Raw genomic sequence first — 23,130 nt, 5'->3', positions numbered from 1 at the left:
ATCCTTTCATTGCCCGGCGACGTCAGCCGCCGCCGTGAAATTGCGCCGCGCACCGAGCGATGCGAAGTCGCTCGCCAGCGGCAGCGGCGGCGCGTGTGGCTCCATCATGTGCAGTTGCGCGAAGCGCATCTCGCTGATGAGCCATCGGCCGTCGTCGCTTCGTGCGTACTTCTCTTCCGTGACGGCGCCGAGCAGCACCGCGCGCGCATCGTCATCGCGCAGCGCCAGTTGCCATAGACGCCAGGTGCCGCTCGCATGGTTTGCGTCGGTCACGTGCAGCGTTTCGCTCACGTAGTAGTGCATCGCGAAACGCCACGGCGAGCGCTCGAACCAGCTCGCGAGACGCGCGCGTCCGGTCAGGTCGTCGCCAAAGCCGGCGCCGCCGATCCATACCGCGTCTTCGGTGAAGCAAGCAGCCTGCTGGCGCGCGATGTCGCGCATGACGTCCTCGGGCTGGCGGCGGTAGTCGTTCGTGTACTTCGCGTCGGCGAGCGCCGCGTACCGGGCTTTCAGCGTGCGAATGGCGTCGATGGCTTCGAGCTTCGCGAGGCGTGCGTCGAGTGTGGCGAGCGTCGGTGTCATCGTGCGAGCTCCTTGAGCGGCACGCTCGCATCCGCAAGTCTTGTCATGTCGATACGCGCTGCATCGCTGACGAGACGCTCCAGATGCCGGCGCTCGCGGCTCTGGTTGACGGTGACGCCCGCACGCACACAGCCTTCGCGCAGCGAGAGAATCGTGGCTTCGGCCTGCGCGAGATCGCCGCGCACGATGGTCACGTCATCCGCGCCGGGCGTACCCGTCACCTGAATCGTGTGGCCGAGCTGATCGGTCCACATCCACGGCGTCTCGCGATAGGGTTCGTCGCGACCAAGGATGAACTCCGCGACCGCGCGCGCCTGATTCTCGGCGTTGCGCCATGTCTCCTGACGCGCATGCAGGCCAGAGGCGGCATCGCGCGTGCAGGCGGCATCGCCGGCGGCATACAGCCATGGCGCGGCGATGCTGCGGCAATACTCGTCGACGATCACGCCGCGCGCGTCCGACAGTCCCGTTCCGCGAAGAAAGCCCGGCTCGCAGTCCACGCCGATCGCGACGAGCACGCAGTCGGCATCGATGGCGAAGCGCGCATCGTCCTTCTGCCCGAGCACACGCAGCGCGAAGCGGTCGCCGCGCCCGATGCCGGTCACGCTCACGCCCGTGCGCAGATCGACACCCTGCTCCACGTGCCGCGCGGCGAGCCATTGCGCGACCGTCGCGGGCAGGCAGCGCCCCATGATGCCCTGCGCGCCTTCGAGCACGGTCACCGGCACGCCGAGCGTGATCGCCGTCGACGCCACTTCCATGCCGATGACACCCGCCCCGACGATCGCGAGTCTCCGGCACGCTTCCAGCGACGTGCGCAGCGCGAAGCAATCGTCGAGCGTGCGCAGCGCATGCACGCCGCGCAGGCTGCGATCGACGAACGCTGGCATGCGCGGCGCGCCGCCTGTCGCGACGACGAGCACGTCGAACGGCACGGCGCGATCGTCGGCGAGACGCAGCGTCTTCGTGTCGGCGTCGAGCGATACCACGCAGCCGTGAATGCGTTCGATGCCCGTCATCGCGAGCGCATCGTGTTGCCAGAACGTGCCCGGCGCGAGCTGGATGCGCTCGACGTCCGTCTTGCCCGACAGCAGTTCCTTCGACAGCGCCGGCCGCTCGTAGGGCACATGCGGTTCGTCACCGATCAGGGTCAGCGGGCCCCGATGTCCCAGCGCTTTCAGATGTTGCGCGACCCGCCCGCCCGCGTGCCCCGCCCCGACGATGACGACATGCGATGCCGCGCTCATGATCGCGGCTCCGCTTCGCGTGCGGCCGCTGCATTGCACGTCACGCGATACAGCACGGCGGTCGGTGTGGCGCACTGGAAGCGGCGCGCCTCGTGAGGCGGAATGAGGATCGCCTCGCCCGCGGACAGGACGTAGTGCTCGCCTGCCGCGACGATATCGACCTGCCCTTCCAACACGGCGGCCACCTCTTCACCAGGCGCATCGTCGGCGCCGAATGCGATGATCTCGTTGCGCGTCATGCGCTGCATCGACGTGGCGAGTGCGGCGCCGTCGGCCGTCTTTCTGGACGATTCGGGCGATTCACCCAACGCCGCTACAGACGCAAGCGGCGTGCAATGTCGCGCGGATTTGCGCGTCGCGGTCGCGTTCATGCGGTCTTCTCCCGGCTCGCCAGCGGGTAATACGGCGTTTGGTCGCCGCTGCGATATTCGGCGCGCGGCGGCGTGACCACATTGAGCCGCATGCTCATGCCCGCGCCCTCGAAGTGGTTCACGCCGTAGTGGCTGAGGCCTGCGGGAATGATCATTCCTTCGCCGGCTTGCAGCGCCTGCTCGACTTCCGTGCCGTCGTCGTGCACCTCGAAGATCGAGCACGCGCCGCGCACCTGAAGCGATGCTTCCTCGCCATGTCTGTGCGCCTTCGCGGGCAACTCGCGGCCGGCGGTCTCGACGAACTTGATCACCGCGACGCTCATGGTCTCGCCAATCATCGTCTTCATATAGAGACCGTCGGCGACGACCTCCTTGAGACCGTGATCGATTCCGAATACTTTGCACTTCGGCATGGTCGGCTCCCCGGCGTCAGATGGCGGGACGCATCGCGAACGATTCGTCGGCGGCGAAGCGGAACGGATCGTAGCCGTCGATGACGTTCGGCTGTTGATAGAACTCGACGGCGGGCGCGATCTCGGCGAAAGACAGCAGCAAGTACATCGCGGTCTTCGCCTCGTCGGGCAGGCTGTCGAGGCGATACTGGTTGAGCCACGCGACTAGCTCGTCGACGCGTGGCAGCATCGCATCCTTGAACGCGACGATCGCGGGCATGCCGACGGTGTGGCGCTGCGTCGTGCGTCCGGTTTCGCTTGCGAGCGCCCAGGTGCCGACGAATTCGTTCAGTTCCGCAAAAGCCTCCGGCAACGGCGCGAGCGCTGGCTTGCCGGGCTTCCCCATGAGCGTGATGATTTTCTGTTCCATGATTTACTCCGCGGTCGCGGCGGCACGCGCCGGTTCTGCTTCGGCCTCGGCCAGCATCCGTTCGATGACGTGATAGCTGTGGCGCACCAGCAGCTCGTTGTCCTGCAACACCATGTGCTTCTTGACGCCCGTTTCCGCCGCGCGCTGCGTGCGTTCGAGCGTGCTCAGGTCTTCCAGCAGCACGTCGCGCAACGCGACCTTCATGTATTCGAGGAAGAAGCGGCCGCCCGGCGTCGTCATTTCCGGGTAGTAGACGCGCGCTTCGAGCAGCGTCTTGTTATGCGCGATCGGACGGAAGTTGTACGCCTGACAATAGTTAGGGCGCAGCGACAGATAGAAGTCGGGGAAGACCACGTTGATGTCGAACAGCCAGTTCGCGCTCTTCGTCCAGTTGACGCCCTTGGGCAACGCATCGAGCGGGAACGCGTGCTTCGCGCTGCCCATGCCCGCGCGCAACGCCGCCGACGCGACGGGGCGCTTGGTGTTCGCATCCGACAGCGCTTCGGCAGCCGCCGCGCCGCCGGACGTGACTGCTTTCGGATTGCCGTAGACGGACTTCTGGTTGCCCGCCAGCGACAGACGGCGATGAAACTCGCCGCACAGTGCGTCGAGTGGCGGCATGCTGCCGCCGTCGCTCTTGTCGATGGCATCGGCGATCGAGTTCCCATGCACATAGGCGACGTGATACGCCTCCTGGAAGGCATCGAGCGCGAGCTTCCAGTTGCAGTCCACGACCGTTTCCCACGCGAAGCCCACCGTCATCTTGTCGAACGGATAGCCTTCGATGTCGCCGTACATCGGCTTGATGAAATCCGCGAGAGAAAGCTTCGGCTGCGGATCCATGTTGACGAAGATGAAGCCCTGCCACACATCGCACGCCACACGCGTCAACGCGTAATCCTTGAATTCGAGGCCGAAGAAACACTGTTCGTCGGGCACGCCGGTGAGGTTGCCGTCGAGGTCGTAGGCCCAGCCATGAAACTTGCAGAAGAACTTGCGCGTGTGACCGGTCTTGTCATACGCAATCTGATTCAGGCGATGCGAGCACACGTTGTGCATCGCGCGGATCTCGCCCTTCTTGTTGCGCACGACGATGATCTCGGTGTCGCATGCATCGAGCTTCTTGACGAAGTAATCGCCCGCTTCGGGAATCTCTTCCACGCGGCCCACGTGCAGCCAGGTCTTCTTGAAGATGTGGGTCTTCTCGCGCTCGTAGTATTCGCGGGAGATGTAGGGTTCGACCGGAATCAGGCCGGCGCCCATCTCGGCGTAACGGGCGGTCAGCGTGCCTTCCGGAGCCGCAATCGCATTCATGGCAACCTCGTGGAGAGTCGAAACGTTGAATAATGAACGGCATTCTGTTTTCTACAATTTCTGGTGTCAAGCGATTCCGCGAGAATTTCAATGGCGCGCCGCAGCACGGCGCTTTACGGGCGCCCGTGCTTGATAAGATGACGAATCACATTAGGATTTCAGGGAGCGAGACGTGCCGCAGGTCAAGAAAGCAGAGGTTCGGGAGGCGATACTGGAAGCCGCCTTCGCCGCGTTCAGCACCAAGGGCTACTCGGCCACGACGATGACCGAGATCGCGCGACAGGCCGGCACCACGGTCGCGAACATCTACGTGTACTTCGATTCGAAGCTCATCATCCTGTATGAGATCTACCACCCGTGGCTCACGCGCCAGTTCCATGCGCTGCGCACGGACGTGCTGTTGCTGTCGAACCCGCGCAAGAAGATTCGCCGGATCATCAAGGGCATCTGGGCCGACATCCCGGCTGCCGACCACGCGTTCGCCAACTCGCTGATCGACGCGCTCGCCAGCGCGCCTGCGGGGATGCGCAAGCCCGGCAACCTGCTGGTTTCGGTGGAGACGCTGCTCACGCAACTGCTGCTGGATTCGCTGCCGCCCGAGCGGGCCGGCGTGGTCCACGGCGACCTGCTCGCGCACCTGATCTGGATGGCCTTCGACGGCTTCGTGATCAATCACCGCATCGGCGACGAGCGCGACATCGAAAAAATCGCGACGATGATGGCCGACCTGCTGCTCGGCCAGAGCGCCCCGGACGCGCGCTGAACCGCCACGTCTTCCGCGGCGAAGACGCAGACGCCAACGCGCACGCTGTCAATAAGAACTAAAACTAATTTTGAAATCTTTGACAGCGACTAAAAAAGAATGACATTCTGTATTTAGGCAACGACGATTCTGACGAACGGTCCTGATCCGGCGCGCGACGGATCCGGCCATCGCATGCCCGCGCTGGCGCGGCGGGCGTGCGTCGTCGCGGCCGGAGACTGCTCCATGCTCGCCAATTCGCATCATCAACCCAAAGAGGTTCCCCGCAATGGCCGCCCTATCCGATAGCTCGCCGCTCGCGTCCTTCGACCCGCCCGCGCGCACCACCTACCTCGTCCTGCTGCTGTGCTTTCTGACGATCGTCGCCGAAGGCTATGACATCGGCGTCATGGGGACGATCGTGCCGTCCCTGCTCGCCGACCCGCAATGGAAGCTCACGCCCATCGAAATCGGCGCGATGGGCAGCGCCGCGCTCTTCGGCACCTTGTTCGGGTCGTACATCATCAGCGTCGTGAGCGATCTGGTCGGTCGCAAGTCGCTGCTGATCGTGTGCGTCGCGCTGTTCTCGCTGTCGATGCTCGGCGCCGCGTGGGCGCCCACGCCGTTCGTGTTCTCCGTGTCGCGCTTCATCGGCGGGCTCGGGCTCGGCGGCGTGATCTCCGCGGCGGCCGCGCTCACGGTCGAATACTCGCCGCCCGGCAAGCGCAATCTGAACTTCGCGCTGATGTACTCGGGCTATTCCATCGGCGCGCTGCTGTCGGCGGTCGTCGGCATCGCGCTGTTGCAGTCGCACGGCTGGCGGCTCGTCGTGGCGCTGGGCGCGACGCCGCTGCTCGCGCTGCCGTTTCTCTGGGTGCTCCTGCCGGAATCGCTCGACTTTCTGCTGGCGCGCGGACAGACGGCGAAGGCGCATGCGCTCGCCGAACGGCTCGGCATCGAGCGGTCCGCGCTGTATCGGCCCGCTGAGGCGGTCTCGTCGAAAGCGAGCCTGGGCGCGGTGTTCGCCGAAGTGTTCTCGCGTCAGAACATCCGCGCGACGATCAGCCTGTGGATCGCGCAAGTGGCCGCGGTGATGGTCATCTACGGGCTCGGCACCTGGCTGCCTCAGTTGATGCGCAAGATGGGCTACGACCTTGGGCCGAGCCTGTCCTTTTTCGCCGTGTTCATGCTCTCTTCGGCGATCGGCGGCATTGTCATTGGCCGGATCAGCGACATGATCGGCGCTCGCAAGACGATCGTCGGCGGCTATGTGATCGGCGCGCTCGCGGTGTCGGGGCTGACCATCCACGGCGGACTGATCGCCAACTATGTGCTGGTCGCGCTGGCGGGCTTCGGCAGCATCGGCGTGGCGATGGTGCAGCTCGGCTTCATCGCGAACTATTACAAGGCGCACGCCCGGGCGAGCGCGACCGGCTGGGCGGTCGGCATCGGCCGCTTCGGTGCGATGAGCGGCCCGATGGTCGGCGCCTATCTGGCGGCGCAGAACGTCGATGTGAAATGGAACTTCTTCGCCTTCGCCGCGGCTGCGCTGGTGGCGGCGGCGGCCATCGCGCTGACGCGCAGCCCGCACGCACGCGACGCCTGACCCGAGACCGCCGTTGCACATTCTTCGCGCAGTCATTTTTCTGAACCAATTATTTCGTATGCCTAATGATAAACAAGAATAGAAACCGCGACGCGGACTCGCATAGCTTCTTCCTGCGCGCCCTTCTTGGCGCGACGCTAGTGGGTTTGGCGGCTTCCGCCCATGCACAAGGCAGCGTCACGCTCTACGGGCTGATCTCGGTTGGCCTCAGCTACTCGTCGAACGTCGGCGGCAAGCCGCTGTACCAGATGCAGAGCGGCCCGCAGCAACCCTCGCGCTGGGGCCTGAAAGGCAGCGAAGATCTCGGGGGCGGACGATCCGCGATCTTCCAGTTGGAGAACGGGTTCTCCATCACGAACGGAACGTCGGGCCAGGGCGGCAGGCTTTTCGGGCGACAGGCGTGGATGGGTCTCGCCGACCGCCAGCTCGGCACGATCACGATGGGTCGCCAGTACGATGAAATGACGCGGCAACTCTACTGGACGGAATCGGCCGTGCAGTTTGCGACGTATGGCGCTCGTATCGGCGATAACGATAACGTCTTCAATGCGCTGCGCATGCAGAACTCCGTTCGCTACGAGTCACCCGTGCTCGGCGGCCTGAGCGTGGCGGGACAGTACGCGTTCTCCAACGAGGCCGGCGGATTCAAGAACAACCGTGCGTTCAGTGCCGGCGGCACCTATGCCAGGGGACCGCTGAAGCTTGCCGCTGCGATGTCGCAATACGATCATCCCGCCGCTGCGGACAACACGTCCGGTGCAGTCAGCGATTCCTACGGCTTCACGTCGCCGTTCGTGACGAGCCGCGGCGGCGCGGGCGTCGAGAAGCAGCGTATCTTCGGCATGGGCGCAGGCTATGATTTCCAGGTGGTGCAAGCGTCGCTCGCCTATACGAACGTGCTCTATGACTATCTCGACACGTCGGGTCTGCGCCTGCAGAATGTGGAAGTGTCGCTCACGCGCTATGTGACGCCGAGTCTGCAAGTGGGCGCCGCGTACATCTACACGACGGGAAAGTATTCGGATTCGACCAAGCCGCACTATAACCAGGTGAATCTCGGCATCGACTACTTCCTGAGCAAACGCACCGACCTCTATCTGGTGGGGCTTTATCAACGCGCGGGCGGCGCCGCGCAACACGCGCAGATCTTCTCGACGCCGGCGTCTTCATCGAATACGGAGACGCAGGTCATCGCGGGCATTCGGACGAAGTTCTGAGCGGGTGCGCACTATGCGCTACGCTTTCGTCAGCGCAGCGCTCAAACGAGGTGAGAAGACAATGAGCATTGGTTTTGGCACGATCGCGCGCATCGGGCATCTCTATCCGTCGGGTGGTCTTTGCGATTTCGAGGTTCAGTTGATGGCGCCCGACGGCGTGCAGTTCGTCACGACACGCCTGCCGTTTCGCGACACCTCGATTCACTCCGACAAGTCCATCATCGACGACCTCGAACAGCACGCCGCGCTGCTCGCCGATGCAAAGGTCGATCTGATCGCGCTGAACTGCACGGCGGCCGGCGTGGTAAACGGGCCGGAAGTCATCAACTCGCGCGTGCGGGCCGCGACCGGGATCGAATCGGTGACGACCATCGAAGCGGTGCTGGCGGCGCTCGAGACCGTCAACGCGACGCGTATCGGGCTGCTCACGCCCTATCGCGATGAAGTAGTGGACGCGGAAATTGCATTCTTCGCCGAGCGCGGCATCGACGTGATGACTCACGCGAACCAGCCGACGCTGACGCCGTTCGACCAGGCGATGATCGATCCTGATATCTGGCTGCGGATGGCGTCGCGTCTGGAACGCGGCTTCGACGCGTTGCTGATCAGTTGCGCGGGTATCAGGACGAGCGGGATCATCGAGCGGTTGGAGCGGGAGTGTCGCGTGCCGGTCGTTACCAGCAATGTGGCGCTGCTGTGGTACTGCCTGAGGAGACTTGACGTCAGGGGAAGGTCTGCTGGTTTCGGATCGTTGCTGTGTCAGGTTTGAGCATGCTGATTGCTACCGGAACCTTACGAACCACCGGGGCCGGGGCAAAGGTGGGAGTGCCGATCGGACACGCCCACCCCCGGCCGTGATCCGACCCCAAACGAGGACGAGCGACTGACGCAGTTGATTGAAACCTTGCGCACCAAACCCGCAAATGGTTGCACGCACCGGCACGTCCCCACGGCGGCTGCCGAGACCGCCATCTCGCCCACAAACCTGTACCGCCCACTTCAAGCTGCTGGGTCTGCAACCTTATCGCAGCGAGAGCCTCTAGCTCTCTACTGATCGATTCTTCATCGAGAAACTTGGCGATGCGGTCGGTCTGCACCTGAATCCGCCGCAGAATGCGCTGGTCCTGTGTGAGCGAGAAGAGCCAGCGTCAGGCGCTTGAGTGTACGGAGTCCGTGCCGCCGACAAGTTTCGGTTACGTGGAGGGCGTCACACACGATTACATCCGTCATGGCACCACCGCGCTGTTTGCCGCCCTGAACGTGCTCAACGGCGCAGTGGCTAATTGCGTCGCCGCGCTCGTCGACGGTAACGTTCGCGTGGAAGGTCATGCAGCGCATCACGCATCGGTGCGCCCGGTACGACGTCGATTTTGCGCGGTTTCGCGACAACTACAGAATACTTGCACCCGCGAACAACCCGTTAGCGTGCGCGAACCAAAATGGGCACGGCTTTGGCCGCGGGCACTTTACTTCGCTTTGCGTGATGCGAAAGCGGGATCAGTGCATTGCATTCGGGGTAGTAACCCATCGCGCAGCCACGAGGAAGATCGAACGCATGCGCGCGCAGTCCCTCCAGACAACGCTTCACACCATCTTTCGACACCGTCGTGACCGCAATGGACTGATCTTCCGCGATGCTCAATCTCGTCATGTCATCGCGATTCATCAGCAGAACATCACGCGTATTGAACACGCCTCGAAAGCGATCGTCGAGCCCGTAGACGGTCGTATTGAACTGACTGTCGCCGCGAGTGGTCATGAGACGGAGTGTGCGTTCGCCGTCGAAGGACATGTCTGGATCCTCCCCCATTCCTTCCGGCGTGATGAAATTCGCCTTGCCGTTCCTGGTTTTCCATTCGCGCCTGGCCGCCGGAATGGACCGATGAAAACCGCCCGGTTGCGACATGCGTGTCTCGAAGTCCTTGAACTGCTCCGGATACGTGGCCTCTATCGCCGCACGCACGAGTGAATAGTCGGCAGTCCACGCGTCCCAGTCAACATTGCCGCGATCTTGCAGGGTTGCCTTCGCAAGACCCGCGACAATCGCAGGCTCGGACAGGAGCGCATCGCTGGCAGGCTGCGCAAAACCCTTCGACGCATGAACGCATGCGGTACTGTCTTCGACGGTGACCGTTTGCGGACCGCTTGCCTGCAGATCGATTTCGATACGTCCAAGGCACGGCAACAAATAGGCCGCACGCCCATGCAGCAAGTGACTCCGATTCAGATGCGTAGCAATCTGCACGGTCAAAAGAACACGCTTCCACGCAGGCTCCAGAACGTGATGATCCGGCGTCGCACGCCCAAAATTGCCGCCGAGACCGATAAACGCATCGAGTTCGCCGTCGCGCAGCGCAGCGCACGCATCCACCGTCGACATACCCTCTTCCCGCGACGGCTCGAAGGCATACATCCTGGCGAGCTTATCGAGCGGCACGAGCGCCGGCTTTTCGGTGATCCCGACCGTGCGCTGTCCCTGCACGTTCGAATGGCCGCGAATCGGGCAAATGCCCGCGCCAGGCTTGCCGATGTTCCCGCCAAGGAGCATCAGATTCGTCAGCATCTGCACGGCGAGCACGCCTTCGCGATGTTGCGTGATGCCCATGCCATAGAGAATCATCACCGCTTTTGCGCGCGCATATTCGTTCGCGGCGGCTTCGAGTTCGCCGCGCGTGAGACCCGACTGTACTTCAATGTCGCGCCACTCCGCCTTTCGAGTGGCATCCGCGAAGCTCTCGAAGCCGTGCGTATGCTCGGCGATAAATTCGGCGTCGAGCACACGTGGCATGCCGGTTTTCTGCGCGCGATCATCGGCTTCGATTAGCGCCTTGCATACGCCCGTTACTGCCGCGATATCGCCGCCGATCTTCACCTGCAAATACTGCGTGCTGATAGTCGTCTGCGCCGGCGTGAGCATATCCTTTGGCGATTGCGGATTAGCGAAGCTCACCAGCCCGCGCTCCTTCATCGGATTGAACGTGATGATGCGTGCATCGCGTTTTCGCGCCTCCTGAAGCGGATGTAGCATGCGCGGCGCATTCGTTCCTGTGTTGTGACCAAAAAAGAAAAAGCAGTCAGTGTGCTGGAAGTCGTCAAGCGTGACAGTGCCAACCGGCGCACCGATCGTCTCCGGAAGCGCGACCGACGTGCTCTCATGGCACATATTCGAACTGTCCGGCAGATTGTTGGTACCGTACAGACGCGCGAACAACTGATACATGTAGGACGTTTCGAGCGAAGCGCGGCCCGATGTATAAAACACCGTACGCTTCGGATCGAAGTCGCGCAGCATTTTGCCTATTTCGTCAAATGCCTGCTGCCAGCGCACCGGCACATAGCGATCCGTGGCTGCGTCGTAGCGCATGGGTTCTGTCAGTCGTCCCTGCGATTCGAGTTCGAAATCGGTCCATGCTTCGAGGCTGGCAAGCGTGTGATGCGCAAAGAAGTCCTGATTGATGCGCTTCTTCGTCAGTTCCCACGCGGTCGCCTTTGCGCCGTTTTCACAAAACTCGAAAAGATGGGGATCGGCAGGTTTCGCCCACGAACAACTGACGCACGCATAGCCGTCAGGTTTGTTTTGATGCAGGAGGATACGCGCGCCGTCGAGCGTGACGTGTTGCTCGACGAGCGCTGAGGTCACCGCCTTGAGCGAACCCCAGCCGCCCGCCGGATGATCATACTTCTTGATGCTCGGCAGCTTGCTCATGCACGCCTCCTCGTCGGTGAGTCTGGAACCTGCTTTCAATGCATCGCACAAACCATCCCGCAATCGGTATTCCCAACGACATGAGATGTGCGTGCAAGAGCGCACAGCAAGACTTGTAGGCCAATCGTTGGGATCGTGGATTGCTAGACGTTGGAGCGCGCTGTCGTCGAGCTTTTGCGCAAGCGGCCATAAAGCACACTGCGGAGATACATGCGGATGCGCGCCACGAACGGGCCGATCATTTCTGCTAGCGAGAGTAAGCGCGCGACGGAAGGCCGGCGCTCAAGCGCCCTGCGCGCCACTGTTTTCTGGCTGTGCGCGAGCCGCTGCGCCATCGCGTACGCCGATGGACCACTCAACTATTTCCTGCATGCCGATGGCCCCGCCGCCACGCCCACCATGCGCCTCGGTTGGGCGCTGACGGCGCTGGTCGCGGCCGTCGCGCTGATCGTGACGGCACTTCTCGTTGGCGCGATTTTACGGCGGCGCCCCCTCGCGGCCGAGCGCGATGCGCAACATCTCCAGGCCGAGGGTGGCGGCATGCATTGGGTGTGGATCGGTACCGGGATCTCGTCGGTTGCACTGTTTGCCGCCCTCGCCTATGTACTCGTGACGCTCGAAGCGGTCGCCGAGCCGGGGCGCGCGCCGCGCCTGACCATCACGGTCACCGCTTACGATTGGTGGTGGAAGGTCGATTACCCATCCGGTGCGACTACCGCCAACGAGATTCATATTCCGGTCGGCGAGCCCGTCAGAGTCGAACTGCAAAGTGCGGATGTGGTTCACGCGTTCTGGGTGCCGCGTCTCGCCGGCAAGACTCAAACGATTCCAGGCGTCATCAACGAGCAATGGATTGAAGCGGACCACCCGGGCGTGTATCGCGGGCAATGTTCACAGTTTTGCGGCGCGCAGCACGCGCACATGGCGTTCGAAGTGATCGCCGAACCGCGCGCGCAGTTCGACGCATGGCTCGAGAATCAGGGACAACCGCGCGCAGCGCTCAGCGCCGACGCCACCTTGCAGGCCGGCGCGCAACTCTTTCAGGAGCGCTGCGCGGGGTGTCACAGCGTGCGCGGCACGGACGCTGTCGGCAAACAGGCGCCCGATCTCACGCATCTCGGTTCGCGCCGGCTGATCGCTGCGGGCGCGCTTCTGAACACCGCCGCAAACCAACTCGACTGGATTCAGCACGCCCAGCGCATCAAGCCGGATTCCCTGATGCCCTCGATCGCGCTGACATCCGCCGATGCCACCGCGCTCTGCGCCTACCTTCAGACACTACGATGACCGATCACGCTTCCTCGCCGCCGCCGCTGCAACGCACGCTCGCGATCGGCAAGATCGAGCCCGGGAGCGCGGCGGAACGCGCGCTCCACGATCTGTGGGAATCGCGGCCCGGCTGGCGCGGTTGGCTTTCGACGGTCGATCACAAGAGTATCGGCCTGCGCTATCTCGTCACGGCGTTCTTGTTTTTACTTGCCGGCGGCGTCGAAGCGCTCATCATGCGCGTGCAGCTCGCGCGCCCGGACGCACATCTGCTCACGCCCGAACAGTACAACCAGCTCTTCACCATGCACGGCGTGACGATGATCTTCCTCTACGCCCTGCCCGTGCTGTCCGGATTTTCGAATTACCTCTGGCCACTCGTGCTCGGTGCGCGCGATATGGCGTTTCCGCGCCTGAACGCGCTGTCCTACTGGACGTTCCTGTTTGCCGGACTGTTCCTGTACGCGAGCTTTCCGTTCGGCGAAGCGCCCAACGCCGGCTGGTTCAACTACGCGCCGCTCGCGGGGCTGACCTACAACACCGGGCCGAACATCGATACCTACGCGCTTGGCATGGTGCTGCTGGGCATTTCGACGACCGTCGGCTCGATGAACTTCATCGTCACGTTCCTGCGGATGCGCGCGCCCGGCATGTCGATCGATCGGGTGCCGGTGCTCGTGTGGGGCACGCTCACGGCGTCGGGCGGCAATCTGCTGGCGGTGCCATCGGTGAGTCTCGCATTCTTCATGCTGTGGCTGGACCGGCGCATAGGCACACATTTCTTCGACGTGTTGAACGGCGGACGCGCGCTGCTGTGGCAACACCTCTTCTGGATCTTCGCGCATCCGTGGGTCTATGCGGTGGTGCTGCCCGCGATGGGAATCGTATCCGATGCGTTGCCGGTATTCTGTCGCCGTCCGCTCGTGGGCTATCTGCCAGTTGCCCTCTCCACGGTCGCGACCATGATCATCGGCTTCGTCGTCTGGATTCACCATATGTTCGCCACCGGCATTCCCGCGCTGGCGCTGTCGTTCTTCGGCGCGGCGAGCATGGTGATCGCGATACCGAGCGCTGTCGCCACCTTCGCGTGGATCGCTACCATCTGGACGGGAAGGCCGGTGTTCAAGGTGCCGTTTCTGTACTTCGCGGGCTTCGTGTTCCTGTTCGTGATCGGCGGACTGTCGGGCGTTCTGACCGCCGCCGTGCCGCTCGACTGGCAACTCACCGACACCTATTTCGTGGTCGCGCATCTGCACTACGTCCTGCTCGGCATCAACGTGTTTCCGGTCATCGGCGGCGTGTATTTCTGGTTTCCAAAATTCACCGGGCGCATGATGAGCGAGCGTATCGGCCGCGTCGGTTTCTGGATCCTGTTCGCCGGCTTCAACGTCGCGTTCTTTCCGATGCACATTGCCGGACTGCTCGGCATGCCGCGTCGGATCTACACCTACGCGCCCGACATGGGCTGGAACACAGTGAACATGGTGACGTCGATCGGCGCATTCGTGTTCGCGCTGGGCGTGCTGATCTTTCTGTTCGACCTCGTCTACAGCCAGCGTCGCGGACCCGTGGCCGGGAATAATCCGTGGGATGCGCCGACGCTCGAATGGTCGGTTCCCTCGCCGCCGCCGCCGTATAACTTCGCCGTCGTGCCGCGGATTGCCAGCCGTCATCCGTTGTGGGAGCAGCGCATCACCGGCAGCATGCATTCGCAGTTGGCGCACGGTTATGTGCTGAATCAGGGACGCGAGGCGCTCGGCACGACCGCTCTCGACGGTGATCCCGACGTGATCCTCAAAATGCCGAAGGACTCGTATGCGCCGTTCTGGCTCGGTATGGCCTCGCTCCTGTTCTTTACCGGACTCGCGCTGACGGCGTGGTGGCTCGCGGGCTTCGGACTGCTCGGCTGCGCGGTCGCCATCGCGTTCTGGCTGTGGCCGCAGCGCGAGCTCGGCCAGCGCGACGACCCTGCCTCGCCCGGCGCGCAAGCGGGAGCCGCATCGTGAGCGAGCTCGCCGAAGCCCTTCCCGAACGCGAGACGCTTCCGGTCGGCAGTCCAGGCCAGCGCTCCGGCGGCTGGTGGGGTTGCCTCACGCTGGTCGCCACTGAAGCGGCGCTGTTCGGCTATCTGATCTTTTCGTATCTCTATCTTGCATCGCAGACCACGCAGCCATGGCCGCCCGAGGGCATGCCCAAGCTCGGTCTCGGCCTCGTCAACACGGGCATTCTTCTGTCGAGCAGCGTGTTCGTCTGGGCGAGCGAGCGCTTCGTGCGGCGCGGCAGGCGCGCCATGGGCGTGTCGATGATCGGCATCGCCATCGTGCTGGGCGCGCTGTTCGTCGCGATTCAGCTCAAGGAATGGGCCGATCATCCGTATGGCCTGACCACGCACCTTTACGGCTCGCTCTACTTCACCATCACCGGCTTTCACATGGCGCACGTGCTGGTCGGCATTGTCGTGCTCGCGTTTCTGCTGTTGTGGACCGCGCTCGGCTATTTCGACCGGGAACGTTCGGCGGCCCTGACCATCGGCGGACTGTACTGGCATTTCGTCGATGTCGTTTGGCTCTTCATTTTCTCGACGCTGTACCTGTCGCCTTACGTGCTGGCGAGATGACATGGACGACGCATCGTCAGTCGGCGCAAAGCACGGCAGACAGCCTCCGGCACGGCCGGGTGGCATCGCCCTCGTATTGGGCTTGCTGCTGGCGCCCACCGCGTGGTTCACGCAGACCAATCTCGCTCAGACCCTGGCTGCGTGGGGATGCTTTCCGCACGATCGCCCTTTGAATGCGCCCGCCTTGCCGTGGCTCGAGCACGGACAACTGGCGCTCGCCGCGTGTGCGTTGCTGGCGGGCGCGACGGGGGCGGCGATTGGCTGGCGCAACTGGGGCCGCGCGGACACGCTTGCCGACGAACTCAAGGAGCAGGGTTCGATGGACCGTCGCGCCGCGCGCGATGCGTTCATCGCGCGCGCAGGCGCACTCGGCAGCACGCTCTTCCTGTTCGGCCTGATTGCGGCGGACATGGCGTGGCTCCTCGTATCACCTTGCGGGGGACGATGATCGTCATGGTTCACGGACCGAGTGCTCTTCGCTGCTTGCTTGCGCTTGTCATGGGCGTGACGATGACGTGCCCGCTTCGGGATGCGCTTGCGGTCACTTCGGACGCATCGCCCGAACTGATCAAACGTGGCGCTTATCTGGCCAAAGCCGCCGACTGCGCGGGCTGCCATACCGCGCTTCCCAAAGACCGCGATCCATTGCCGAAGTCGCTCGCCGGCGGTCAGGCAGTGAACTCGCCCTTCGGCACGATCTGGTCGACGAACATCACGCCCGACCCGCAACATGGTATCGGCAAATACACCTATCAGGATTTTGCGCGCGCGCTACGCGAAGGCGTTGCGCCGGGTGGCAAACGCCTATATCCGGCGATGCCGTATCCATCGTTCTCGAAGATCGCGGACGACGACATGCGCGCGCTCTACGCGTATTTCATGCACGGTGTGAGACCCGTCGCCGAGTCTGCACCCGAAACGCGGCTCCCCTTTCCGTTCAATCAGCGCTGGGGCCTGTATTTCTGGGACCTGGCGTTTGCACCCGGCAAACCATTCAGCGCCGATGCACAGCACGATGCCCAGTGGAACCGTGGCGCGTATCTGGTGCAATCGCTCGGTCACTGCGGCGCATGCCATACGCCCCGCGGCCCCGCCTTCAACGAACTCGGCTATACGGACGAGTCGAGCCGCTATCTCACCGGCGGCACCAATGACCACTGGTACGCGCCGATCCTGAGAAGCACGGCGGGCGCAGGGCTCGGCCGCCTGTCGGCACAGGACGTCGCTGCTTTCCTGAAGACCGGACATGGCGGCGGCTTCGTCGCATTCGGCAGCATGGTGCAGGTCGTCGAGGACAGCACGCAATATCTGAGCGAGGCGGACTTGCTCGCGATCGCGTCGTATCTGAAGAGTCTGCCTGCATCGGGACGCGGCGGCACTTTTCATGCGGATGCACAAGCGGCTCGACAAGCCATGACATCGCTGCGCACGGGCGACGTGGAACGCCCTGGCGCGGGACTCTATGAAAGCGCTTGCGCGCGCTGTCATCGAAGCGATGGCGCGGGCGTTGCGCAGAAGTATCCGCGCCTTGCGGGAAATCCAGCCGTGCTGGCCGAGAAGCCTGATTCGCTCGTGCGACTGGTTCTCGAGGGTGGACATGCGCCATCGACAAGTTACGGTCCGCTGCCCAAGGAAATGCCTGCGTTCGGCTCTAGACTCACCGATACCGAGGTCGCCCGCGTGCTGACTTACGTTCGCACGGCGTGGGGCAACGACGCGCTTCCCGTGACGACGCGTGACGTCCAAAATATGCGCAAACAGCTGGCTTCGCCGTAATAAGACCGTGGCAGGACCGGACGGACAAGGCTCCGACACGTCCGTGCCACGGCGCAATGGGTCTGTGACTGGAATCGTCTGGACAAGATGTTCGCGGACTGCGCTTCTCATTGCAATGACGCACGACGTGTTTCGAAGCGGTCAAGCACATTACGGAACCCTATGCACATCGCGTCATTCAGGGGACCGCGACGGGAAGTGTCGAGCTAAAGCGGCCCTCAGCTCATTTGCATGATGTATGGATTTCGGCCATTGCCGTCATTGGGGTAGGTTGGGTTCTACGTCCGCAATGTGGCGGACTGCTGACGATGGCGGCATCGAGCAACTCGACGACAGCTTCCTGCATTAGCGAACCGTCACTCTCGACCCCTATGCTCAGGTCGCAACTATGTGCAGATGGTCATCGTAGGCGTCGCCAGACCCTTGAGGCGTCCGGTCGGGGCTGGCGAAGCCTGCACATAGTTACAGGGTCTGCAGGAAGCGGATCAACGAGTCCGGCGCTTGATAGCGGCGAATCCTGGCATCGGGCGCCTCAAGCCGACCGAGCGCTTTCTCCTTCATCGCGAGGTCAGCTTCGACGTAGCGATGGGTTGTCGTCGGGCTCTCGTGACCGAGCCACAAAGCGATCACGTTGAACGGAACGCCCGCTTGCAACAGGTGCATCGCAGTCGTATGCCTCACGATGTGCGGTGAAACGTGCTTCTTGAGGAGGCTGGGTTGCTCAACGCTCGCTCGGCTCACGGCAAGATCCAGGCGCTGCGCGACGTTGGATCGTGACATAGCCTGCCCATCCCGGTTGGGCAGCAAGGCGGTTTCGCCGCGCAGCGTTGGATTCAAGCGCAACCAGCTACGGATCTCGGCGACGGTGGCGTCCCACAGGGGGATCGATCGCAGCTTGCGCCCCTTGCCGTGCAGGTGCACGCACGCTCCGCCATCGAGGACCACATCGACGACACGTACGCCAATGATTTCGGAGACACGCGCCCCCGTGTTGTAGAGCATCGTCAGCAGCAGATGATCGCGGCGAGACGACCAGTTCTCACCCTTCTGGCCGAGTACGGCTACCATCTCTGCACGCGTGAGGTAGTTCAGCATCGGCCGCTCGAAGCGTTTCATCGGCACCGCCAGTGCGCGCTCAGTATCGTGAAGTGAGGCCACGTCACGGCGACCGGCAAACTTCAGGAACGCGCGCAGTGCAGTGAGCCTCAGATTGCGGCTTCGAACCGAGTTCTTCCGATCCTGCTCCAGATGATCAAGGAAGGCCAGAATCAGATCGGGTTGCAAGTCGGCCAGCCGCATCGTGGTCGGCGCCTTGTTGAGCTGGCGACTGGCGAAGTCCAGAAACAGCAGCAAGGCATCGCGGTAACAGGCCACCGTACGCGGACTGACCGCCCGCTGCGCGACCAGGTACTCCGTAAAGAACTGCTGGATCAGCGCTGCGAACGAAGGCGGCTTCGGAGCAAGGGGCTCACGCATCTTACACCTCCTTCCTGGCTGTGAACGACTCGAAACGTCCGGCGGCCAGAGCCATCAACTCGGGCACCGCTGAGAGGTACCAGTAGGTGTTGGTCACCATCGTATGCCCGACGTAGGTCGACAGCGACAGCATGGCCTGATCGATGTCCACGCCCTGGGCTTGCCACTGCACGATGCGGCGCACGACGAAGGTGTGCCGCAGGTCATGGATGCGCGGAGCAAAGTGCGCCCCGCGGTTGCCCCATCCCAACTGCTGGCGGAGATCGCGGAAGACGCGCTCTACGTGACGCTCACCGAGTGCCAGACCTCGTCTACGACCGCGGGTGCCGACGAAGAATGGGGCATCCTCCGGCGGCGGCCCCTCGGCCAAGTCACGCTGCCAGCAATACCGGCGCAAGGCATCCACGGTGCTCGGGTGCATGGGAACCTGGCGCGACTTGCCGAACTTGGTCCGGCGGACGGTTAGGATTCCGTCCTTGAGATCAATGTCGCCGTTGCGCAGCGACAGCGCCTCGCCGATCCGCAGCCCGGTGGCGGCGATCAGTCCAAACAGCGTTTCGTAGACGGCACCGCGTAGCCCCGGCGAAGGCCCGAGTCGGCGCGCGCGAGCAAGTAGGTCGACGATCTCTTCCTCGCTGAAGATGTGTGGCGCTTGCCGCTCGGGCAACCGCCCGAAGATCGAATCGTCGGGTACCTCGGTGCGCGGCTCGAACTGCTGCAACCACCGCAAGAACGTGCGCAGCTTCTTCAACCGTCGCGCCCACGTCCGCGGGTCATTGCTCTCGTGGCGGTCGTTTCGGGCCCAGGCTGCCATGAGTTCCACCGTCAAGGCACCGCGATGGCCGGCGGTGTGGACATGGCGGGCGAAGCTGCGTAGCACATAGCCATCGTTGCAAGTGGAGAACCCCAGTTGGCGACGCTCGGCCAGAAACTGTTCGACGCGTGCTTGCACAGAAGTCGGCGTGCTCATGCTGGACTCCCCGGCCATGGCAGCGCGACCTCGACCAACTTGCGGCTGTCGAGCTTGGCATAGATCGGGGTCGTGTTTAGCGAGCGGTGACGCAGAACGTCGGCTACTTCCTTCAGCGAGGAGCCACCGGCCAGCAAGCGGTTGGCCATCGTGTGCCGCAGCAGATGCGAGCGCGTGTAAGGAAGACCGGCGCGGGCGAATGCTTGCCGGATCGTCTTGCGGACGAGATCGGGACCGGCGGGTTGGTCGCGGGGCGCGATATGGCGGACGAAGACGGCTCGATTGGAAGTCTTGGGACGTTCCTGCTCGAGGTAGGCCGCGATGGCTTCGCCGGTAGTGGCAGGCAGCGGCAGCATATCCTCGCGGCGACCCTTGGTGTGGCGCAGGACGAGCGTACCGGCTTGCCAGTCGATATCGTCTAGGCTGAGACGGGCGATCTCGCCGCTGCGCAATCCGAGGTCGAGCGCACAGCGCACGATGGCGTCGGCTCGCCGCATCGAACGGCCGCGCTGGCCGAGCGATCCGATCAACCGCTCGACCTCTTCCGCCGTCAGCGACTTGGGCAACGAGGACAGCGACCAGTTCGCAGGATAGGACACCGCGCCAATCAGTCCGTGGACCAAATCGCCGAGCGAGGTGCGGTAGCGGAAGTAACTGCGAAGCGATGCCACGACTGGCCCAGCATTCGCCGGTTTGCTATAGAGCTTCGCTTGCCCGGCGAAGAAGCGCCGAACGTGCTCGGGCTTGATCGCGGCGACATCGACGGCGCCCTCGCCGAAACGGGCCGTCAGCAACCGCCCGACGATGCGCAGGGCCATGCTCCGCGTCTTCGGCGCCAGACCCCGCACGTGCTCCATGTACGCGCCGTAGCGGCGCAGTTCCTCGTCTACTGGTGTTGCACGGCCTGCGGGCGCCGCGATTATGCCCTGAGCGCGCAAGACCACGAGCAGATGTCCTAGCGCCGCGCTATGGTCACCCCGATCGCGTCGGATCGTGCCGGGGCACCCGCACTGCGGCAGATGTTCGTCGAGAAACTCAGCAATCAATACTGGGTCGAGCCGTTGCCGACGGTGCCCGAAGTACGCCCATCGGGCGAAATGCGTGATGCAGCGAAGATAAGTCTCGACCGTCTTTGCAGCGTACCGGCGTTGGTTCAGGTACTGCTTGAACGCACCAACGCATGGCCCGATCGGCCCGTCGGGGAAACGGTCTATGTCAGTGCGATGGGAGCGGCGAACGATGTCCATGGTGACCTCCAGAAGTGGGACCACCACTGCATCCTCAGATGGAAACTATGTCCAGATCCTTACTCGCCTGTCTTGCCAGAGCTTTGCAATGCTTCGATCGGCGTCGTCAGCGACCGACCATCTGCGCATAGTTGCGACCTGAGCATAGGGGTCGCTATGAATAGGTTTACATAGCGACCCACAGCCGCCGCTCGCACTTTCAGGGATTCAAGGGCAGCTAACGGAGCGGTCCGGGCATCTAGGCCAACTTCTCAGGGGAGAGCCGTTCGGCAAAAGCCGACGCTCGCGGTTGGGAATCCCTACGGCGACCGTCCGCCGGTCCAGTACAATCGTCCCACTGCAGTCGGTTAGTCTTTGAGGCCCCATTTGCGGCGGACCGTTGGAGGATTGCGATGGCGCGCATGGTGGTGGCGAGCGTTGAACCCCTAACGAGGATGGCGCTAGGCCAGTGGCTCGTCGATGCCGGGCATGAAGTCGTTGGCGAAGCCGATGACGGCTACAAGGCATACCAGCTTGCACGTGGGGTCACCGCCGATGTCATGCTGCTAGACCTCGATCTACCCCGACTCAGCGGGTTGGAGGTACTCAAGCGGGTCCGAACGCGAAAGCTGCCGGTCAAGGTAATTATCCTGGGCGCCAGCGCTGTGGAAGCGCTCGTGCAACGCTGCATGGATGCCGATGCAGATGCCCTCGTACCTCGGGATCAGGACCCGGCCATACTGCACCGTGCAATCGCCGACGCATTGGCCGGACGGCGCTATTTCCCGCTGCCCGATTCCGCCCCGCTCGCCGCCCCGGCCAGCGGGTCACCGTTTGCGCTGCTCTCGGATCGGGAGCTGACCATCCTCAAATACCTCGCGCGCGGCCTGCCGAACAACGCGATTGCGCGTGAACTGTCGATCAGCGAAAAAACCGTGAGCGCGCATCGCAGCCATCTGCGGCGCAAGTTGAATGCACGCTCGCTAGTGGACCTTCTTGAGATTGCCAGGCAGCATGGGCTGATGGAAAGCGTTGCGCCGGCAAGTATGAAGCCGTCCCCAGAATCCGATCTTTCGGCGGCCGACATCGATGCCATGCACGCGATGCTCGACGGCGCGCCGCTGCCGCTGCATATCCGCGACCTCGAAGGACGCTTGATCGCCTGCAACGCGGCGTTTCTGGAACTGCACGGCACGACATTCGAGGCGGTCGTCGGCAAGCGCATGACGGACGTGGACTGGTTTCCTCCGCATATCGCGCAGTCGCTGCATACACGCTATATGAACCGGCTGGCCTCCGGGACTGCCAAGCAGGCGGATGTCGATACTACACGCCATGGCCAGCGGGTCATCCTGCATACATGGGCCCATCCGTTCCGAAATGCACAAGGCGAACTGCTCGGCGTAGCGTGCGGGTCGGTCGACGTAACCGGCCGCTCCGATATGGCGCGTGCGCTTTGGCTCCAACGCGAGGAAGCGGAATCGGCGAGCCGCCGCAAGAGCGAGCTTTTCCTTGCGATCTGCGCCCAGATGCGTCCCGCCGTGGACGTGCTATCCGACATGCTGGCGGAATTGCGTGACTGCGGTTCACCCCCTGCGTCGAACGAACGCATCGGGGCTGCGGCGGAGGTGATCCATCGACTGAGTGGATTGATCGACGGTATCGAAGACATGATGCGGCTCGAAGAAGGCGAACTGAGTCTGTCGCCGCAACCGACAAACGTCGGTACCCTGATCGACGATACAGTGAGCTCGCTTGCCAAATACGCGTCCCACCTCGGCGTGGCCTTGCGGTCGCGGACGGATCTGCCTGACGAGGACATGATGGTCGACCCCGTACATGTCGGACGTCTGCTGCGCGCGCTGCTACGACAGTGCGTCGTCGGCCATCCTGGAGGCGAGGTGGCGATGTACGCCATGACGGTCACGCGCAGTGACGGCCAGCGTGATATTGCCGTCCAGTTCGACGCCACACACGGCAACAAACCCGTAGACCCTCTCGCGGCCCCAGCAATCGGACTCAATCTGTCCTTATGCCGCGCAGCCGTCGAACTGCTCAAAGGCTCCATGCAGCATCGCGCGCCAAGCGCCTTATCCACATCGATCACGCTACGAATACCCCTACACAAATAGACGCTTCCACGCGGTCCAGATGGGCCGCAGTATTCTCCCATGCCAGCCGCAGTGTTCGCC

20 protein-coding genes and 1 pseudogene are annotated in these 23,130 nt (G+C 63.2%); 11 read left to right on the top strand and 10 right to left on the bottom strand.

Translation table 11 applies throughout. The features are described from left to right. Positions 1–6: 6 nt before the first annotated feature. From NOV72_RS29325 to NOV72_RS29300, 6 genes are read right to left on the bottom strand one after another with little or no spacing between them, the layout of a single operon-like run. Positions 7–582, bottom strand: a complete 576-nt coding sequence (locus NOV72_RS29325; protein ID WP_106858025.1) for a nuclear transport factor 2 family protein — start codon at positions 580–582, stop codon at positions 7–9. Continuing rightward, positions 579–1,829 carry an NAD(P)/FAD-dependent oxidoreductase gene (locus NOV72_RS29320; protein ID WP_106858036.1) on the bottom strand — a complete coding sequence of 417 codons (1,251 nt, stop codon included), beginning with the start codon at positions 1,827–1,829 and terminating at the stop codon, positions 579–581. Before NOV72_RS29320 ends, NOV72_RS29325 begins: the two co-directional genes overlap by 4 nt. Then, the gene (locus NOV72_RS29315; protein WP_106858024.1) at positions 1,826–2,200 is read right to left on the bottom strand and encodes a cupin domain-containing protein; all 375 of its coding nucleotides are present in this window, start codon (positions 2,198–2,200) and stop codon (positions 1,826–1,828) included. The genes NOV72_RS29320 and NOV72_RS29315 overlap by 4 nt, the downstream gene beginning before the upstream one ends. After that, positions 2,197–2,613, bottom strand: a complete 417-nt coding sequence (locus NOV72_RS29310) for a cupin domain-containing protein (RefSeq protein ID WP_106858023.1) — start codon at positions 2,611–2,613, stop codon at positions 2,197–2,199. The genes NOV72_RS29315 and NOV72_RS29310 overlap by 4 nt, the downstream gene beginning before the upstream one ends. Positions 2,614–2,629: 16 nt before the next feature. Further along, on the bottom strand, positions 2,630–3,022 hold the full coding sequence (locus NOV72_RS29305) for a hypothetical protein (protein WP_106858022.1): 393 nt from the start codon (positions 3,020–3,022) through the stop codon (positions 2,630–2,632). Between the two features lie 3 nt (positions 3,023–3,025). Then, positions 3,026–4,336 (bottom strand): aromatic ring-hydroxylating oxygenase subunit alpha, encoded by a 1,311-nt coding sequence (locus tag NOV72_RS29300; protein WP_106858021.1) that lies wholly within the window; start codon positions 4,334–4,336, stop codon positions 3,026–3,028. A 172-nt stretch (positions 4,337–4,508) separates the two neighbouring features. Here NOV72_RS29300 and NOV72_RS29295 point away from each other — a divergent pair, with 172 nt between their 5' ends. From NOV72_RS29295 to NOV72_RS32915, 5 genes and pseudogenes are all read left to right on the top strand, one after another. Further along, positions 4,509–5,099: a TetR/AcrR family transcriptional regulator gene (locus NOV72_RS29295; protein WP_106858020.1), complete on the top strand. Its 591-nt coding sequence runs from the start codon at positions 4,509–4,511 to the stop codon at positions 5,097–5,099. 268 nt (positions 5,100–5,367) lie between these two features. Further along, complete coding sequence (locus NOV72_RS29290) at positions 5,368–6,684, top strand: MFS transporter (RefSeq protein WP_106858019.1); 1,317 nt, start codon at positions 5,368–5,370, stop codon at positions 6,682–6,684. Between the two features lie 146 nt (positions 6,685–6,830). After that, the gene (locus tag NOV72_RS29285) at positions 6,831–7,901 is read left to right on the top strand and encodes a porin (protein ID WP_245933203.1); all 1,071 of its coding nucleotides are present in this window, start codon (positions 6,831–6,833) and stop codon (positions 7,899–7,901) included. 13 nt (positions 7,902–7,914) lie between these two features. Further along, positions 7,915–8,670, top strand: coding sequence for a maleate cis-trans isomerase family protein (locus NOV72_RS29280; RefSeq protein ID WP_425428804.1), 756 nt, complete (start codon positions 7,915–7,917; stop codon positions 8,668–8,670). Between the two features lie 66 nt (positions 8,671–8,736). Next, positions 8,737–9,188, top strand: a pseudogene (locus tag NOV72_RS32915) (transposase); the annotation flags it as partial. Positions 9,189–9,321: 133 nt separating this feature from the next. On the opposite strand, the gene NOV72_RS29270 reads toward NOV72_RS32915, so the two are convergent. Next, entirely contained in the window at positions 9,322–11,607 is a 2,286-nt protein-coding gene (locus NOV72_RS29270; RefSeq protein WP_106858016.1) for an FdhF/YdeP family oxidoreductase, read from the bottom strand. 216 nt (positions 11,608–11,823) lie between these two features. Here NOV72_RS29270 and coxB point away from each other — a divergent pair, with 216 nt between their 5' ends. The 5 genes from coxB (at position 11,824) to NOV72_RS29245 (ending at position 17,266) form a co-directional block, all read left to right on the top strand. Continuing rightward, positions 11,824–12,894 (top strand): cytochrome c oxidase subunit II, encoded by a 1,071-nt coding sequence (coxB, locus tag NOV72_RS29265; RefSeq protein WP_106858035.1) that lies wholly within the window; start codon positions 11,824–11,826, stop codon positions 12,892–12,894. Then, complete coding sequence (ctaD, locus tag NOV72_RS29260) at positions 12,891–14,879, top strand: cytochrome c oxidase subunit I (protein WP_106858015.1); 1,989 nt, start codon at positions 12,891–12,893, stop codon at positions 14,877–14,879. The genes coxB and ctaD overlap by 4 nt, the downstream gene beginning before the upstream one ends. Then, positions 14,876–15,490: a cytochrome c oxidase subunit 3 gene (locus tag NOV72_RS29255; protein ID WP_106858014.1), complete on the top strand. Its 615-nt coding sequence runs from the start codon at positions 14,876–14,878 to the stop codon at positions 15,488–15,490. The genes ctaD and NOV72_RS29255 overlap by 4 nt, the downstream gene beginning before the upstream one ends. A gap of 1 nt (position 15,491) precedes the next feature. Beyond that, complete coding sequence (locus tag NOV72_RS29250; protein ID WP_106858013.1) at positions 15,492–15,938, top strand: hypothetical protein; 447 nt, start codon at positions 15,492–15,494, stop codon at positions 15,936–15,938. A 62-nt stretch (positions 15,939–16,000) separates the two neighbouring features. Beyond that, positions 16,001–17,266: a c-type cytochrome gene (locus tag NOV72_RS29245; protein WP_245933205.1), complete on the top strand. Its 1,266-nt coding sequence runs from the start codon at positions 16,001–16,003 to the stop codon at positions 17,264–17,266. 462 nt (positions 17,267–17,728) lie between these two features. Here the strand turns inward: NOV72_RS29245 and NOV72_RS29240 are convergent, their stop codons facing one another. From NOV72_RS29240 to NOV72_RS29230, 3 genes are read right to left on the bottom strand one after another with little or no spacing between them, the layout of a single operon-like run. Next, the gene (locus NOV72_RS29240; protein ID WP_106858011.1) at positions 17,729–18,742 is read right to left on the bottom strand and encodes a tyrosine-type recombinase/integrase; all 1,014 of its coding nucleotides are present in this window, start codon (positions 18,740–18,742) and stop codon (positions 17,729–17,731) included. 1 nt (position 18,743) lies between these two features. Beyond that, positions 18,744–19,712: a tyrosine-type recombinase/integrase gene (locus NOV72_RS29235; protein WP_106858033.1), complete on the bottom strand. Its 969-nt coding sequence runs from the start codon at positions 19,710–19,712 to the stop codon at positions 18,744–18,746. Continuing rightward, positions 19,709–20,959 carry a site-specific integrase gene (locus tag NOV72_RS29230; RefSeq protein ID WP_106858034.1) on the bottom strand — a complete coding sequence of 417 codons (1,251 nt, stop codon included), beginning with the start codon at positions 20,957–20,959 and terminating at the stop codon, positions 19,709–19,711. Before NOV72_RS29230 ends, NOV72_RS29235 begins: the two co-directional genes overlap by 4 nt. A gap of 392 nt (positions 20,960–21,351) precedes the next feature. Between NOV72_RS29230 and NOV72_RS29225 the strand changes: the two genes are divergently transcribed. Continuing rightward, a complete protein-coding gene (locus NOV72_RS29225; RefSeq protein ID WP_106858010.1) occupies positions 21,352–23,070 on the top strand; it encodes a LuxR C-terminal-related transcriptional regulator in 1,719 nt (572 codons plus the stop codon). Positions 23,071–23,130: the final 60 nt, after the last annotated feature.

The sequence above is a fragment of the Caballeronia novacaledonica genome (assembly GCF_900258035.1).
Taxonomy (GTDB): Bacteria; Pseudomonadota; Gammaproteobacteria; order Burkholderiales; family Burkholderiaceae; genus Caballeronia; species Caballeronia novacaledonica.
Note: the sequence above shows the minus strand (reverse complement) of the source record. Positions and strands in the feature narration are given on the sequence as shown.